The organism is Micromonospora sp. DT201 (assembly GCF_049841575.1).
Classification (GTDB): Bacteria; Actinomycetota; Actinomycetes; order Mycobacteriales; family Micromonosporaceae; genus Micromonospora.
Genome location: NZ_JBNCKP010000005.1, coordinates 248,887 through 264,941, shown reverse-complemented (window position 1 = coordinate 264,941; position 16,055 = coordinate 248,887). Strand labels below are relative to the sequence as shown.

Sequence of the window (16,055 nt, the reverse complement as noted above, 5' to 3'; positions counted from 1 at the left end):
TCGGCACCACCGGCGCGCCCGGTCAGACGAGCAGCGCGGCTTCCCGCTCGGCGTCCAGCCCCACCGTCACCCGGGCCGGACGGCCGGCGCGCGGCGGCACCGACCCGACCGAGCGCAGCCACTGCCAGGTGTCGGCGACGGTGTCGGCCACCGGTCGGCAGGTCAACCCCGCCGCGTACGCCTTCTCCACCCCGCGCTCCTGCAACCACCGGAACTCGTGGTCGCGCGGAATCCAGATCGGCAGATCGTTCCAGGGGACCACGCCGGCGGCCAGGATCGGCTCCGGGTCGGTCCACCGCAGCCGCGCGTCGGAGCCGGTCACCGCGACGACCGACGCCAGCAGCTCACCCATCGTGGTGTGCCCCGATCGGCTGATGACGTTGAACGCGCCGCCGACCCCAACGGCAGCCCGGTCGAGGGTCCACGCGGCCAGGTCGCGCACGTCGACGTACTGCACGGGCAGGTCCTCCGGGCCGGGCGCGAGCACGTCGCCACCGCGGGCCACCCGCTGTAGCCACCAGGGCAGCCGGCCGATGTCCTCACCCGGGCCGAGGATCAGCCCGGCGCGGACCAGCAACGCCCGCTCGCCGAAGACCTCCGTCGCCGCCAGCTCACCGCCCATCTTGCACTGCGCGTAGTCCCCCTCGGTGGCGTCGGCAGATCCATCCACTGTGGGCGCCTCCTCGCCGACGTGCGCGGGCACCGGTGGGGCGTACACCGAGCCGCTGGAGATGTAGGCGTAGTGCCCGACCGACCCGACCAGTGCGCGGGCCGCTTCCCGCACTCCCCGCGGGGCGCCATCCCAGGTGTCGACGACCAGATCCCACTCGCCGCCCGCCAGAGCCGCCAGACCGTCCGGCTCGGTGCGGTCACCCCGCAACCGGTGTACGCCGGCAGGCACCGTGCCGTGCAGCCCTCGGTTGAACACGGTCACCGACCAGCCACGGCGAACCGCCTCGGTGACCGTCGCCCCACCCACGAAACCCGTACCGCCCAGCACCAGCAATCTCATGCGCTTCACCCTGCCTGCACGTGTCGGCGAACGGCGCCTCTGTTCGCCGGCAGCGGATCTGCTCGTGGCAGAATTCCGAGCTGCCGCCGTTCACTTGTTGCCCGTCGCCGTCGCGGCCAGAGTGAGCCTGCGTCCCCCGTCCAGAATGCAGGAATGTCGCCCAGGGCATGGTCAACTGAGCCGCCGATTGCGAAACTGCTTCAATCTGCGTCAGCCTGGGCAATCGAGGCGCTTGACGCAATTGATGACCATGCGTGCCGACCAGGTGACATCACGTGCCCGACCGGTGGGCCCGACCGCTACCCGAGGCTGGCTCGACGTCGACACAACCTGGACGGAGAAGGGAATGACCAGCACACCGCTGTCCCTGCCGCAGCCATCCGCGCGGGCGCCCGAGTTCGGCCGGGACGCGCTCATCGTCTGCGAGAACCTGGTGCGGATCTACCAGACCGGTTCGATCGAGGTGCAGGCACTGCAGGGACTGGACCTGGCCGTGGAGAGCGGTGAGCTGGTCGCCGTCGTCGGTGCCTCCGGGTCGGGCAAGTCGACGCTGCTGTCCATCCTGGCCGGCATCGACGCGCCCACCGCCGGGCGGGTCCGGGTCGAGGAGTGGAATCTGCTGGCGATGTCCCGTGCGGACCGGGTGAACTACCGGCGGCACACCGTCGGGTTCATACGGCAGCAGACGGCGAGCAACCTGATCCCCTACCTGACCGCACGGGAGATGGTGGATCTGCCGATGACGACGGCCCGTACCGCGAAGGACGAGCGCCGGGAGCGCGCGGCCGAGCTGCTGGACAGCCTCGGTGTCGCCGACTGCGCCGATCGGCGCCCCGGGCAACTCTCCGGAGGGCAGCAGATGCGGGTCGCCATCGCGGTGGCACTGGCCAACCAGCCGCGGGTCCTACTCGCCGACGAGCCGACCGGCGAGCTGGATGCCGCCACCTCCGCGGAGGTCTTCGGCGTTCTGCGGGACGTCAACCGGCGCTACGGCGTGACAGTTGTCGTGGTGACCCACGATCCGGAGGTCAGCGGCCAGGTCGAACGGACCGTCGCGATCCGGGATGGGCGCACCAGCAGCGAGGTGCTGCGCCGTACCACCACCAACGCGGAGGGCGACACGCACATGATCGCCGAGGAGTACGCCGTGATGGACCGGGCCGGGCGGGTCCAGGTGCCCCGCGAGTTCCGCCAGGCGCTGGCGCTGACCCGACGGGTCCGGCTGGCCCTGGAACCCGACCACATCACGATCCGCCCCGACTCGGGAAGCGGCGAATGAGCAGCGAGCCGCTGCTGCGCGTGCGCGGCGTACACCGGCGCTTCCGCACCGGGCCGACCGTCGTCCACGCCCTGCGCGGCGTGTCGTTCGACGTGGCCGCCGGTTCGATGGTGGCGCTCGTCGGCCGGTCCGGCTCGGGCAAGACCACCCTGCTCAACGTCATCGGCGGCCTGGACCGCCCGGACGCCGGCACCGTGCACGTCGACGGCACCGACGTGACCGCGCTCGACGAGGATGGCCTGTCCCGGCTGCGGCGCGAGAAGGTGTCGTACGTCTTCCAGAGCTTCGGGTTGATCCCGGTGCTGTCGGCCGCGGAAAACGTCGCCGCCCCGCTGCGGATGGCCCGCGTCGCCCCCACCGAGCGCGAGCGGCGGGTCGAGTTGCTGTTGGAGCTGATCGGCCTGGCCGACCACGCCCAGCAGCGGCCGGCCGAGCTGTCCGGCGGCCAGCAGCAGCGGGTGGCGATCGCCCGCGCGCTGGCCGCCTCGCCCCAGCTTCTGCTCGCCGACGAGCCCACCGGGCAACTGGACGCCGAGACAGGCCTGTCGGTGATGGCCCTGCTGCGCGGGATAGTGGAATCCGAAGGCGTCACCGTAGTGGTGTCGACGCACGACGCGGTGATGATGGCCTTGGCCGACCGGGTGATCCGCATCCACGACGGGCACCTCGACGAACAGGCGGCCGGGCAGCCGTACGCGCCCGTGCCGGACGCCAGGTGACGCGACGATGAGGCTGGTCAGCCGGCGCGCCCGCGCGCAGTGGCCGTTGCTGGCAGCCCTCCTCGGGGTCGTCACGATCGGCGCGACACTACTGGGCACCTGCACCCTGTTGACCACCCGCACCGCCGAGCGTGCGCTGGAGGTCGCCATCGCCCGCGCCGCCCCCGCCGCCATCGACGTGACCGTCTACACCGGCGCCGTCGAGGGCCGGGACACGCCGTCCGTCGCCGCCGACACCCGCACCGTGGTGGCCTCCGCGCTCGCACCGTTCCCGGTGACGACAACCGTGCGGGCGTCGACAGTGCTGCGGGCGCTGCCGCCCACGCTCGCCACAGGCACCACCGTCGGAGCCCAGGCGTACCTGTCGGGGCTCGACGACCTGCCGGCCCGCGCCGAGCTGGTCACCGGGCGCTGGCCACAGCAGCCCGGCGACGCGGTGCTGCTGGAGTCCACCGCACAACTGCTCGACCTCACCCCCGGTCGCCGGGTGCGCCTCGGCGCCGAGCTGGCCCACGCGCCCGTCCCGGCCATCGACGTGACCGTCGTCGGTGTGGTACGCCCGCTGCCGGGGCGCGGCTGGGACCGCGACCCGCTGGCCGCGGCCGGCTCCGCCACCGGCTACCGGGACGGCCGCTTCATGCAGCCGGTCAACGCCTACGGCCCGTTCCTCGTCGACCTCGCCGACCTGGTCACCACCGGTGCCACCGTCGACCGGATGGAGGTCACCGCCCATCCGGACCTGTCCCACCCCAACCGCCACGACCTGGAGACCGTGGCCGGGGCCGTCGGCACCGCCGACCGCCGGCTGGCCGGCACCCTCGGCGACCGCGTCACGCTCGCACGTGTCTCCTCCGAGCTGCCGCTGACCTTGCGGGCCGCCGACGACCAACTGCACGTCACCGCCGCCGTCGTGCTCGCCATCGCCGTCCTCGGCGGTGTCCTGGCCGCCACGGCACTCGTCCTCGCCGGCCGGCTGACCGCGGGCATACGCGCCGACGAGACCGCCCTGCGCTCCGCCCTGGGCACCAGCCGTCGCCAACTCGCCGCCACCGCGACACTCGAGGCCGGGCTCATCGCCACCGTCGCCGCCGCGATCGCGATACCGGCCTCATCGGCGCTGCACGCCGGCCTGACCCACCTGCCGCCGCTGGACGGCGCCGGCCTGACCGCCCGGCCGACCATCGCCGGTGCCCAGGTCGTCGCGGTCGCCGGCGGCGCGCTGCTGCTCGCCGCTGTCCTCACCGTCCTGGCGATCCGGCCTGTCCCGGCAGCCGGCGACCAACGCACCCGCCGCGAGCTGCTGGCCCGATCCGGCACCGACCTGCTGCTCGCGGTGTTCGCCGCCGCCGGATGGTGGCAGCTGTACGCGCAACCCACCGCCGCCAGCCCACGCGCCGACACGGTCCGGGTGCTCGCGCCGGCGCTGCTGCTCACCGCAGGCGCCGCCCTGGCTCTCCGGGTGGTACTGCCCGCCCTTCGCGGCGCCGACCGGCTGGCGTACCGCGCCCGTGGGCTGGCGCTTCCGCTGGCGGTCTCGGAGGCCGCCCGCCGGCCACAGGCGGTCGCCGCCGGGCTGCTCGTCGGACTGGCCTGCGCGGCCGGAACCTTCGGCCTCGCCTTCGACAACACGTGGCACCAGTCGCAGCGCGACCAGGCCGCGCTCTCCGTCGGCACCGACCTGGCACTCACCCTCAGCACGGCGCCGGTGGCCGGAGAGGGCGCGGTCGTCAGCGCGGCCACCGCGGGGGACGTGAGTCCGGTCCTCGACCGTGGTACCGCCGTCGGTCAGTGGCTCGGCGGCGCCGGCGATGCGCCGCGCCTGGTCGCCGTCGACACCACCCGCGCCGACGCGCTGCTGCGCGGGCGGCTGGACAGCGACCGCGAATGGGCGGACGTGGGCGCCACGCTGGCACCACGCACCCGGGTCACCGGCCTCGCCATTCCGACTGGCGCCCCGCTCGTCCTGAGTGGGACCGCCGCCGGCGACACCCCGCTCGCCGTGACGCCCCGGCTGCTGCTGCAGGACGCCAGCGGCCTACGCACGTCCTGCAGCGGTCCCGCCGTACCCCTCGACGGCCAGGAGTTTCGGCTGCCCGCCTGCGCGACGGCCGACGGGTTGCGCCTCGTCGCGGTCGCCCTGCCGGTCACCACCGACACGGTCGGCGGACGCGTCGCCGTAGCCGTCACCCTCACCGTGCCGCCAACCGGGTCGGCGGAGATGTCCACTGACGGATCGGATTGGACCGCCACGTCCGCGCCGCCGGTCCCGAGCAAGTTGAGCGACCTGACCGTCGGGTTGTCCGCCACGCCGACGGGAACCGCGCTGCGGATGGCCGCGACCGTCGACCTTGGCGGCGCCGCCGAGGACGCCGCCCGGACCCTCGTCGCCACCGCCTTCCCGGATCCCGGCCCGGTGCCCGTCGCCGTCTCCGCCCGCTTTGCCAGCGAGGTCGGTGCCGGGAGCGGCAGCCAGCTCAGCGTCACGGTCGGCATCACGCCCGTCCCGGTCGTCGTCACCGAGGTCGTGCCGACCGTACCGTCCGCCCCCGGCGCCGCCGCCGTCCTGGCCGACCTGGACACGCTGTCCCGCGCACGCGCCGTCACCGGCGACCTGACGTTCCCGGTCGACGCCTGGTGGGTCGGGCACCCGACCGCCGGCGCCGCCGAGCGGGCCACCGCCCTGCACGCGGGCGCCGTCGCGACCCGCGAGGACGAGTCCGCCCGTCTCACCGGCGGCCCGCTGCGCGCCGGGCTGCCGGCCGCGCTCCGGCTCCTCGTCCCGGCCGCGGCGCTGCTGCTGCTCGCCGGCGTCGTCCTGCACGTCACCTGCGATCTACAGGTCCGCGCCGTCGAGGTGGCGCGGCTGCGCGGCCTGGGGATGTCCCGGCGCAGCATCCGGGCCGTGCTGCTCGGCCAGCACGCCGGCGTTCTGCTGCCCCTGCTCGCGGCGGGCGCGGCCGTCGGCGCGCTCGCCACCCGCGTCGTCGCTCCCCTGCTCGTGCGCTCCGACACCGGCGCCACGCCCGTCCCGGCCACCCAGCCACACTGGCCGTGGCCAGCCGAGGGCGCACTCCTCGCCGTACTGCTGGCCGGATGCATGCTGGCGGTCGCCGTCGTGGTCACCGTCCAGGTCCGCCGGGCCGACGCCGCGCACCTGCGGGTAGCGCCGTGAACCGGTGGCTGACCCGCCGGTGGCCGGCGCTGCACTGGCCCAGCATCCGCGGCCGTGGCCGTACCGACGCCGGACCTCTGCTGCTCACCGCCGCCGTCATCGCCGCCGTCGCGCTGCTCGCCGGAGCCGTGCCGGCGCTGCTCCGCGCCGCCGCCGACAACGCCGTCCAGGACACGGTCCGCCGCGCCGGCCCCGACTCGAACGTCCTCGTACGCGCCAACTGGGAACGCGACGACGGGCCGACCGGCGGGCGGGTCCGGATGCCCCGCCTCGCCGAGGCCCTCGACGACTTCCGCGCCCGGGCGACAGACGCGCTCGGGCCCGACCTGGACGCCGCGCTGCTCCCGCCCATCGCCGCTGTCAACGGCCCGATCCTCAACATCACCGACGGCAGCGTGCCGCGTACCTTCCAGTTCACCTACCTGGCCGGTGACCTCGGCGGCCCGGACGTGACCTGGATCGCCGGCAGCCCGCCCGGCCCCGCCGTCTCCGACGAGTACGTCGAGATCCCCTACGACGGACCGCCCTGGCCGGTGCAGGTCGGCCTCTCCGAGGCGGATGCCGCCGCACTCAACCTCGGCCCCGGCGATCGAATCCCGGTCAACGACGGCCAGGGTCAAGACAAAGACGTCCGGATCAGCGGGATCTACCGACCCACCGACAGCGCCGACCCGGCCTGGCGACTCGCCCCGGCGCTACTGCGCCCCGTGCCCGGCGCCGACGGCGTGGGGACCACCCGGTTCGGCGGCCTGCTGACGCGCGAGTCGTTACCGGACGCCCGGCTCGCCATCGACGAGGACCAACTGCGGCGCGCCGTTTACTTCGCACCCGTTCCCGACGCGCTCACCTGGGACGCCACCGCGGCGCTCGCCAGCCAGGTGGTCAAGCTCAAGGCAGCCTCCGGCTCATCAAGCGACCGCGGCCAAACCCTGAAATGGGAATCGCAGCTCGACACCGCCCTGCGCGACGCCCGTACACGGAACAGCGCCGCTCTCGCACAGGCCGCCGCCCTGCTTGCCGGGGTGCTGACCGCCACGATACTGGTCCTGCTGCTCGCCGCCGACCTGTTGGTCGGCCGCCGTACCCCGGTGCTGAGCGCCGCCCGGCAGCGTGGGGCGGCGCTACCCGACCTCGGTGCGGAACTGATCATCGAGTCCACCGTGGTGTCCCTGTCGGCCGCCGCCGTCGGGCTCGCGCTCGCCCGCGCAGTCGCTCCGGGCGTCTCCTGGATCTGGGCCGTTCCCGTGGTCCTGGCCGGTGCCATCGCCGGGCCGGCGCTCGGCACCCTCGCCGCCGCCCGCGCCAGCCGCGACCGGCGCCAACCCGCCCACCCGGCCGCTCGGCGCTGGATTCGCGCCACCGGCCAGCTGCGCCGCGCCGCCGTGGAGGCCGCTGTCCTGATCGCCGCGGTCGCCGCCTTCGTCACGCTGCACCAGCGCGGGCTCCTGCCCGTGGCCTCCGACGGCGACACGGGTGAGCTGACCGGCGACCTGATCCTGCCGATCAGCGCCCTCACTCTGGGCGCGCTCGTCGGCGCGCTCGTCCTACTCCGGCTACTGCCCCTCGGGGCGCGGTTCGCGCTCCGACAGGCCCTGCGCTCGCGCCGCCCGCTGGCCGTGTTCAGTGCCGCCCAGGCGGCCACAACGGTTGGGCGCGCGCTGCCGCTGCTGGTTCTGGTCAGCACCACGGCGCTCGCGTCGTTCGCGCTCATCCTCGGCACCACCGTCACCCGGGGTCTGGCCGACGGCGCGTGGAGCGCCGTCGGCGCCGACGCCCGCCTCGACGTCGGCGCCGACGCCGAGGCCGCCACGCCCGCACTGGCCGAGCGCATCGCCGCCGCACCCGGGGTAGGGCAGGTCGTCGTCGCGCAGGTAACCGACTCGGCACGCGTCTTCACCGAATCGACACTGCTCACCCCACGCCTGGTCATCGTGGACGCCGCCGCGTTCCAGCGCCTGCTGGCCACCACTCCGCTGCCCGACGCGCCGGCGCTGGCCCGGCTCACGGCACCCGGTCCTGGCCCCGGGGATGTCCCAGCGCTGGTCAGATCGAGCGACGGCGGTCTGCGGGCCGGAACGCAGATGCAGCTACCCCGGGACGACGCCCCAGCGATCCGTCTCGCCGCGGTCGGCACCGCTCCCCCCGTCGACGGCGCCACCGACGTCGTCATCGTGGACGGGGGGGCTCTCGCCGACGCCGGGCTGCCCGCCGTTCCGAATACCGTCTGGGTGACCGGCCCGGGCGCGGCGCGGGCCGTGTCGAACACCGGCGTCACCGCCGACGTCGTGCTGCGCTCGGACGTCCTGCGGGCGCAGCGAGTGGCTCCGCTGACCGCAGGGCTACTACGGCTGGCGTGGACGGCCGCCGCGGTGCTGCTGGCGCTGGGGCTGCTCGGCCTCACGCTCGCCGCCGCCTCCGGCGCGTCGAAGCGGTGGCAGACCCTGACCCGGCTGCGGACCCTCGGCCTGCGGCCACGCGACGCCCGCTGGGTCGCCGCCGGAGAGCTGCTGCCGCCGGTCGTGGTCGCCGCGGTGTGCGGCCCGCTACTCGGGGCCCTGCTCGCACGCCTGATGCTCGGCCCGCTCGACCTGCGGCTGCTCACCGGCCAAGCCGCCGACCCGACGGTGGTCCTGCCGTGGTGGCTGCTGGGCCTGGGGAGCGTGGCGCTGCTGGCGGCGGCCGCCACGGTCGTACCCGTCGAGTCGGCGCTGCGGCGACGCGACCGGCTGAGCGAGGTTCTCCGCGCCGGCGAGTAGCCGGCTACTGGCAGGGCCGGGCGGTGCCCGGCGGCGAGGATCGACGCCGGGTCGGTCCGGCGGATCTGCCCGTGGCAGAACCGTCAGGTGAGCAGCCGATCCAGTGGTCGTGGGATGGCCCCCGGGTCGAGGGCGCGGACGAGCGCGCGAGCGTAACGCGCCTTACGGCCGCTCATCGTGCCCATGAAGCGGCGCAGTTGGCGCTCGATCGTCCGCCCGCGCTGCGCGGGCTGGTTCTGGAAGACCCGGAACTTGGCCAGATCGCGCTCGGCGTCGATGACCCGCTCGACACCGGCGCTGCCGAGAGCACGGATCAGCTCGTCCTCCAGGTCGGTCACGCACACGTGGAATCCGAGCGCCTCCATCGCCGAACGGCTCAGGTCGGTGCCGAAGCCGGCCTGTTCCAGCCCTCGCCGGAAGAAGCTCTCCTCGGCCTCGTCGCAGAGCCCTCGTACGGTCAGCGCCAACCCCTGCGCGCCGAAGAGCCGCAGGTAGCGGGCAACACTCATCGCTCCGCCGATCGGCACGACGCACACGCCCTCGCCAGCCAGGTCGCGGTCGCGCCGCTCGGCGAGCGTCTCCACCGCGCACTGGTCGCTGAGCCCTTCGACGAGCACGACGGTGCTCAGGTCGCCTGCCAGCTCACGGGCCACTGTGGCGGCGTCCGCACCGCCGGCCGCCCAGGCGTGCACCGCAGCTCGGAAGCGGTCCGGCTCTCGCACAGGTCAGAGTCTCGCAAGGTCCGACCAGGACCGCCATCGGTTTGTGAACGGGTTTCGCCCCACCTCAGATGTTCCGCGTCATCTCGACAGGTTGTGCTGCCGTGCCCCTAACGGGCACCACAACTCCATGATCGACCAGGCTGGCGTACCGGCTGCGGATCTTGCACTTTCTGCCCCGGCCTGAAGGGCATCCCACGCGAAACGGCGACCGAAACCGCAAGAGCGCGGGACCCGAGGGCCGAGCAAGGGGACGGCGTTGCAACCAAAGCGGCTCGTTACCGGATTTCCGATAACGAGCCGTTGACCTGCTGATCTAGCTGGTGGGCGATACTGGGTTTGAACCAGTGACCTCTTCCGTGTCAAGGAAGCGCGCTCCCACTGCGCCAATCGCCCGTGGTGACCACCCGAAACGGCAGTCAGGCCCCGTTAGGGGCGGATCGCGAGCGGACGACGGGATTCGAACCCGCGACCCTCACCTTGGCAAGGTGATGCGCTACCAGCTGCGCTACGTCCGCACGTCCCCGACTAGCGCCGGCGACAAGTGAACTCTACCCGATGCCAAGATCGCTTGGCGCGGCACCCTGGGCGGCTGCGGTTGCGCTGGTCGGCACCGGGGTACTGAAGGGCTCGACAGCACACCGCATCCCCCTAAGGAGGCTGTCGTGGGTATCGGCACCAGCATCTTCCTGATCGCGCTCGGCGCGATCCTCACCTTCGCCCTGGACGCGAGCGTCGGCGGCATCAACCTCGACGTGGTCGGCTGGATCCTGATGGGAGCTGGCGTGCTCGGCCTGATCATGACCACGCTGATCTGGGGTCGCCGCCGCGAGGTGGTCACCACCACCGAGCAGCCAGTGGAATACCGCCAGGTCGAGGAGCGGCGGGACATCGCCCCGCCGCTGTGACCCGACCACCGTCCATCGCCAGCGGAGCACGTCAGAGCCAGCGGAGCACGTCAGCTGAGGCCGGCCGTCTCGACACAGGCGGCCGGCCCGTCGCATCGCACCCGTACCCGCCGCGCGGCAACGGGAGGCACCGTTTCCTAACGGAGCGCAGCCCTCACCGCATCAGCGCGTTGAACGTGCCGTAGTCGAGTGCATCGGTCAGCGCGCCGTACGTGCCCGCGCCGAGCGCCTCATCCGCCGCCCGGCGGGCAACCGCGTACGCGGCCTCCGCGACCGACGAGCCGAGGCTCACCCGGGCCACCCCTAGTCGGGCCAACTCCTGCACCGCAGGCGCGCCCGGCCCGGCGAGCACGTTCAGCGGAGCCGGCACCGCCTGCACCAGCGCGCGAATGGTTGCCGGGTCGACCACCCCGGGCACGAAGATGCCGTCCGCGCCGGCCGCGAGATAAGCGGCTGCCCGCGCCACGGTCTCGTCGACGTCCGCTGCGCCACTGAGGAACGTGTCGATCCGGGCGTTGACGAAGAGCGGCAGCCCGGCGGCGTCGGCCGCGGCCCGTACGGCGCCGATCCGGGCGCACTGGTCGGCCACGTCACGCAACGGGGGGCCAGCGTCACGTCGGGCGTCCTCGATGTTGACGCCGACGGCACCGGCGTCGAGCACCGCGCGAATGGTCGCGCCGACCTCAGCCGCTGTCGCACCGTACCCGGACTCGATGTCCGCGGTGACCGGCAGCGACACCGATGCGGCGACCCGGCCGACCAGGTCGACGGCCGCGTCACGGCCGAGGACGTCGCCGTCGGGTACACCCAGGCTCCAGGCGACACCGGCGCTGGTGGTGGCCACCGCGCGGCCGCCGGCAGCAGCCACGATGCGGGCGCTCGCGGCGTCCCAGGCGTTGACCAGGACCAGCGGCGACCCCGGAGTGTGCAGGGATCGGAACAATTCAGCTCGGGTGTGTTGTTCGCTCACCCGGCAAGTCTCGGCCGGCCCCGACCCCGGCGGTAATGTTTAAGTCCCAGCTGAATCCACCGGGGGTGCCGTGGCCGCCATCAGCATGTCGGCGGGTGCCGTAGCCCGCATCCGGTTCGCCGTCTCCTGCCTGTGGGAGGCCGTTGCGAGCATCCGGGTGCTGCGTGACCCCGGGGACCACGCCATCCACCTGCCCTGGGTGCGCCGGGTCCGCCCACCGCTTGTCGAGGCGGGGTTGGCCGGCCCGGACGGCGGGCTGCTCTGGCAGTTGGTGCCGGCCCCGCCCGGCTATCTGGCCGACTTCCTCACTCCGCCGCCCACCGGCCTCACTCCGGACCTCGCCGCCGAGCTTGCCGCCCTGCGGGCCACCCCGGTCGACATCGTCCGCGCACATCTGGACCTGTACCCGGGCGAGCGCACACCGGCGGTTGCCGCCCTCTACGCCGACCCGGCGGCCGGGCTGCACCGGCTGACCGAGGAGATCGAGGCGTACTGGCGGATCGCCCTGGCCCCGGACTGGCCACGGCTGCGGCTGCTGCTCGACGCGGATGTCACCTCTCGCACCCGACTGCTGGCCGAGGAAGGCGCGGCGGTCCTCCTCAACGACCTGCACCGGCAGGTCCGGTGGGAGGCCGACACCCTGCTCGTCGCGCAGCGGCACTGCCTGGCTCCGGACGTCCCGGACGGTCCGGGCCTGGTGCTGGTCCCGTCGGTCTTCGTCTGGCCGTCGGTGCTGAGCGTGCTTGGCGGCGACGCACCGCAGCTCGCTTATCCCGCGCGAGGGCTCGGCACCCTCTGGGAACGCACGGCCGGCGTCCCGGAAGCGCTGGCCGCCGTGATCGGTCGCGGGCGGGCCCGGCTGCTCAGCGAGCTGACCTCACCGGTCAGCACCACAGAGCTGGCCCGACGTAGCGAGATGTCGCCCGCCGGGGTCTCGCAACACCTCGCCGCGTTGCGCGCGGCCGGTCTGGTGGTGACCCACCGGCGGGGCCGGACGCTGCTCAGCGCCCGCACCGACCTCGCCGAGGCACTGCTCTCCGCGACCGATTAGGCCGTCGGCGCACCGTCGATCAGCGCAGGCCGCAGGTGGCCGGGTATCGGCGACCGCAGATCGCCTTTCCGCTGGTCAATCGGGTTCGAGAGCCCCGCGTTACGATCCAGGACCATGGACTTACTCGACACGGTGCTGGCCGCGCACCGGGCGTACCTGCTCGGGTGGAACATCGGCCTTGTCGGCGGCCCGGACCTCCCGACCTACCGCAGTGACGTGCCGCACGCGACCCTCAACGGGGTACTGCGCGTGGCCGGGCGCACACCGCAGGACGCGCTCGCCGAAGCCCGGCAGCGCCTCCACGGCATACCCCGGGTCTGGTGGGTTGGCCCGGACAGCGACGCCGGCACCGCGGACGGACTGGTCTCCCTCGGCGCCGCCGAGGTCGCCCGTCTGCCGATCATGACCGTGGCGATCGGGGAGGCGGCCCTCGCCCCGACGCCGACCGGTCTGCACGTCGCCGAAACCACCGATCTGGACACGTTCGTTCCGGCCTACGCCCGGGTGTCCGGAATCCCGGCGGACGGCGTGGCGGCGACCATCGAACGGGAGAAGGCGTTCGCCGGCGACGGCACCGTGATCCGGCTTGCCGGCCGCCTCGACGACGGCCGCATCGTCGGGACGGCCGTCGCCTGGCTCAGCCACGGCCTGGTCACGCTCTATTTCGTGGGTACGCAGCCCGAGCACCGCCGGAGGGGCATCGGGGCGGCCATGACCAGCGCCGCGCTCAAGCTCGCCGCCGAGCGCGGCGCCGGCACAGCCGCCCTCACCTCGTCGCCCATCGGTGAGTCGGTCTACCACCGCCTCGGCTTCCGGCCCGTCGGTGAGTTCCGGCTGCTGACCTTCTGAGCCCGTCCGCAGGGCGATGGCTGTCTGAAGAAACCTTGACTATGAGGGTCAGACAGCGTTGTCTTTCCCGTGGTGGTGTGCCTGGGGAGGGAGAACAGTGGCCGAGGACATGTCCCTCGTGTTCTGCGTAACCGCTGACGTGTCGGTGCGCGAGCGGATGGTCCGGCGCCTCGACGGGCTCGGCACCCTGGTGATCTGCACCGACCTGGCGGAGCTGCAGGCGATGATCGGCCCGCCCCTGACTGGCGGACCGGCCCCACTGCTCGGCCCTGCGGCCACTCCGGCCTCCGCTCCCGCAGCCTCCGCTCCCGCCGCCGCCGCTCCCTCCGCCGCTCCCGCCTCCGGTCGAATCAGCCTGGGTGACCTCGAGATCGATCCGCTTCATCACCTGGTGACGTGGCGGGGACAACCTCTGGCCCTGACCCGACTCGAGCGCAGCCTGCTCACCCAGCTCGCCACACCACCGGTCGGAGTCTGGACGTACGAGAGGCTCTTCGAGTCGGTCTGGGGCTGTGCGTACCTCGGCGACACGTCGACCCTGCACTCGGCGGTGAAGCGGTTGCGCCGCAAACTGCGCGCCGCCGATGACACCCTGCGTGTGCAGACCGTACGCGGGATCGGTTACCGGCTCAGTCTGACGTGAAGCCTCGCCCCAGGCTCTCGCGCAGGGTTCAGGCCGCCAGCGGGCGCTGCTCGGTGAAACCGATCAGGAGCAGCCGTTCGGCGAACAGCCACTTTCCGTCGACACGGGTGAACGTGTCGCGGTAGCGAATGGTCATTGCCGTCAGAGTTCGGTCACCGGCTGCGTTGGTCACCATGTGGGCAATGCAGTAGCTCTCGCCCGTCGCCTGGTCACCGCTCAGCGTCAGCACCGTGCTCTGGCCGTTGAAGTGGAAGGTCTGCTCGAAATCCTTCAACGTCGCCGTGATACCGGATTCGATTTCGTCCCGTCCGGTCAGCACCTGGACGGGTTCATTTGCGCTGGGGTCGGCGGTGTAGACGGCGACCCGACCATTCTCTGCGTACAGCGCCGCCTGCCCCTCGAAATCCTTTACGTCTGCGCGATGGGCATAGGCATCGACCAGATCGCGCAGGGCATAACGGTCGGCGAACTGCTGGAGAGAAACTTCCGAAGGCATGATTGTTCCTTTGGTGATATCCGAGGGTTCACGATCGGCCCGGCGAGCCGAACCGTCCAGTGGTTGACGAGACAAATCATCCGCAGAGGGGGCCTGCCGCGTCCAACACCTTTTTCCTGTGCCGGCCACAGTCTGATCCTGTACCCGCCGCCGACTGCCACAAAATTGGCGTCTCACCCATCTCACCCGTCTCACACAAGGCGGCGTCAGGGTGAGGTTAGCGCGCAGATCGCCCTGGGGGTTGCGGGTTGGCCGACCTAGCCCCGCGCGGTAGACGTCCGGGCGTGATCCACTCCATGTCGCCGACATTGCGGTATCCGCGAGGCGGGATGCCGCCACATCGGCGACATGGAGTCGATCATGTCCGAGTCCGGTTCGGGCCGCAGGGCCCCTCCCACTCTCGCCGGGAAACGGGTACCGCGCGGGCCTCGGGAAGCCCCGGGACGCCACAGGGGCAGATTGTCACTGCCCCAGGAAACACGTGTTGGCCGTGTCGTGCGCCCCGCAACAAGAATGGTTCTCGCAAGCAGTTATCGGGAACCGACACCAATCAGGAGCAAGACATGTCAGGTCAAACCCAGGGCCGCGTGTGGCTTATCACGGGGTGCTCAAGCGGTTTCGGCCGTGAAATTGTGCTCGCGGCAGTGGCCGCGGGTGACCAGGTGATGGCGACAGCTCGCCGTCCCGAAGTCCTTCAAGACCTCGCCGAACTCGGCAAGGGGCGGGTCAGCACTTACGCTCTGGACGTCACCGATCCCGACTCCGTCCAGGCTGCGGTAGAGGCGACGTTGGCACTATTCGGCCGGATCGACGTCCTCGTCAACAACGCCGGATTCCTCATGTTGGGCGCCGTCGAGGAACTCACCACGGAGCAACTGCGTGAGCAGATGGAGGTCCTGTTCTTCGGTGCCGCCCAGACAACGAAGGCTGTGCTGCCTAGCATGCGCGAGCAAGGTAGCGGAACCATCGTGCAGATGAGCTCGATGGGTGGGCAAACGAGCTTCCACGCCTTCGGGGCCTACCACGCCGGGAAGTTCGCCCTCGAAGGTCTGTCGCAGACACTGGCGGGAGAAGTTGCCCCATTCGGTGTGCGCGTCGTGATGGTGGAACCGGGAGCGTTCCGCACCCAGATCAACAGCAACAAGAGCGAGGCGACGGTCATCGACGCCTACAGTGGAACCGCCGGGGCTTTCCGCACCTACGTCAACGCGATGCAGGGCTCCGAGGAAGGCGACCCCGCCAAGGCCGCCGCTGCCATCGTCACCGCGGTTGAGAGCGACAACCCGCCCCTCCGACTCGCGCTGGGTGGTGACGCGGTCGACGGGCTCCGCGCCGAACTCGAATCGCGCCTGGCCGATCTGGCTGCCTGGGAAGAGTTGAGCCGCTCGACCGCGGTGTCCTGACACGCCGCACAGGTGACCGAGCCTGGCCGGCTTGATCCGTACGACCAACCAGAACGGCTCGTTACCGGAAGCGTCCGG

13 protein-coding genes and 2 tRNA genes are annotated in these 16,055 nt (G+C 72.4%); 9 read left to right on the top strand and 6 right to left on the bottom strand.

Translation table 11 applies throughout. The annotated features are described in order from the left end of the window. Positions 1-22: 22 nt before the first annotated feature. Positions 23-1,012 carry an NAD-dependent epimerase/dehydratase family protein gene (locus tag ACLQ28_RS12905; RefSeq protein WP_425686462.1) on the bottom strand — a complete coding sequence of 330 codons (990 nt, stop codon included), beginning with the start codon at positions 1,010-1,012 and terminating at the stop codon, positions 23-25. A 346-nt stretch (positions 1,013-1,358) separates the two neighbouring features. Here ACLQ28_RS12905 and ACLQ28_RS12900 point away from each other — a divergent pair, with 346 nt between their 5' ends. Genes ACLQ28_RS12900 through ACLQ28_RS12885 form a run of 4 tightly spaced genes read left to right on the top strand, consistent with a single transcriptional unit; the run spans position 1,359 to position 8,938 of the window. Beyond that, on the top strand, positions 1,359-2,291 hold the full coding sequence (locus ACLQ28_RS12900; RefSeq protein WP_425686461.1) for an ABC transporter ATP-binding protein: 933 nt from the start codon (positions 1,359-1,361) through the stop codon (positions 2,289-2,291). After that, a complete protein-coding gene (locus ACLQ28_RS12895; protein ID WP_425686460.1) occupies positions 2,288-3,010 on the top strand; it encodes an ABC transporter ATP-binding protein in 723 nt (240 codons plus the stop codon). Before ACLQ28_RS12900 ends, ACLQ28_RS12895 begins: the two co-directional genes overlap by 4 nt. 7 nt (positions 3,011-3,017) lie before the next feature. Further along, complete coding sequence (locus ACLQ28_RS12890; protein ID WP_425686459.1) at positions 3,018-6,182, top strand: FtsX-like permease family protein; 3,165 nt, start codon at positions 3,018-3,020, stop codon at positions 6,180-6,182. Continuing rightward, entirely contained in the window at positions 6,179-8,938 is a 2,760-nt protein-coding gene (locus tag ACLQ28_RS12885) for an FtsX-like permease family protein (RefSeq protein ID WP_425686458.1), read from the top strand. The genes ACLQ28_RS12890 and ACLQ28_RS12885 overlap by 4 nt, the downstream gene beginning before the upstream one ends. An 83-nt stretch (positions 8,939-9,021) precedes the next feature. On the opposite strand, the gene ACLQ28_RS12880 is transcribed toward ACLQ28_RS12885, so the two are convergent. From ACLQ28_RS12880 to ACLQ28_RS12870, 3 genes are all read right to left on the bottom strand, one after another. Then, entirely contained in the window at positions 9,022-9,660 is a 639-nt protein-coding gene (locus ACLQ28_RS12880) for a TOPRIM nucleotidyl transferase/hydrolase domain-containing protein (RefSeq protein ID WP_425686457.1), read from the bottom strand. Between the two features lie 318 nt (positions 9,661-9,978). Beyond that, a tRNA-Val gene (locus ACLQ28_RS12875) sits at positions 9,979-10,053 on the bottom strand. Positions 10,054-10,102: 49 nt separating this feature from the next. Further along, positions 10,103-10,175: transfer RNA gene (locus ACLQ28_RS12870), tRNA-Gly, on the bottom strand. 147 nt (positions 10,176-10,322) lie between these two features. On the opposite strand from ACLQ28_RS12870, the gene ACLQ28_RS12865 reads away from it, so the two are divergent. Next, positions 10,323-10,565: a DUF6458 family protein gene (locus ACLQ28_RS12865; protein ID WP_030488593.1), complete on the top strand. Its 243-nt coding sequence runs from the start codon at positions 10,323-10,325 to the stop codon at positions 10,563-10,565. Between the two features lie 154 nt (positions 10,566-10,719). Here the strand turns inward: ACLQ28_RS12865 and ACLQ28_RS12860 are convergent, their stop codons facing one another. Continuing rightward, on the bottom strand, positions 10,720-11,535 hold the full coding sequence (locus ACLQ28_RS12860; protein ID WP_425686456.1) for an isocitrate lyase/PEP mutase family protein: 816 nt from the start codon (positions 11,533-11,535) through the stop codon (positions 10,720-10,722). 70 nt (positions 11,536-11,605) lie between these two features. Here ACLQ28_RS12860 and ACLQ28_RS12855 point away from each other — a divergent pair, with 70 nt between their 5' ends. The 3 genes from ACLQ28_RS12855 (at position 11,606) to ACLQ28_RS12845 (ending at position 14,078) form a co-directional block, all read left to right on the top strand. Next, complete coding sequence (locus ACLQ28_RS12855) at positions 11,606-12,586, top strand: ArsR/SmtB family transcription factor (RefSeq protein ID WP_425686455.1); 981 nt, start codon at positions 11,606-11,608, stop codon at positions 12,584-12,586. 114 nt (positions 12,587-12,700) lie between these two features. Then, complete coding sequence (locus tag ACLQ28_RS12850; RefSeq protein WP_425686454.1) at positions 12,701-13,435, top strand: GNAT family N-acetyltransferase; 735 nt, start codon at positions 12,701-12,703, stop codon at positions 13,433-13,435. A 139-nt stretch (positions 13,436-13,574) separates the two neighbouring features. After that, a complete protein-coding gene (locus tag ACLQ28_RS12845) occupies positions 13,575-14,078 on the top strand; it encodes a winged helix-turn-helix domain-containing protein (RefSeq protein ID WP_425686563.1) in 504 nt (167 codons plus the stop codon). Positions 14,079-14,106: 28 nt separating this feature from the next. On the opposite strand, the gene ACLQ28_RS12840 is transcribed toward ACLQ28_RS12845, so the two are convergent. Beyond that, a complete protein-coding gene (locus tag ACLQ28_RS12840) occupies positions 14,107-14,574 on the bottom strand; it encodes a nuclear transport factor 2 family protein (protein ID WP_425686453.1) in 468 nt (155 codons plus the stop codon). A 563-nt stretch (positions 14,575-15,137) separates the two neighbouring features. On the opposite strand from ACLQ28_RS12840, the gene ACLQ28_RS12835 reads away from it, so the two are divergent. Next, on the top strand, positions 15,138-15,977 hold the full coding sequence (locus ACLQ28_RS12835) for an oxidoreductase (RefSeq protein WP_425686452.1): 840 nt from the start codon (positions 15,138-15,140) through the stop codon (positions 15,975-15,977). Positions 15,978-16,055 lie beyond the last annotated feature (78 nt).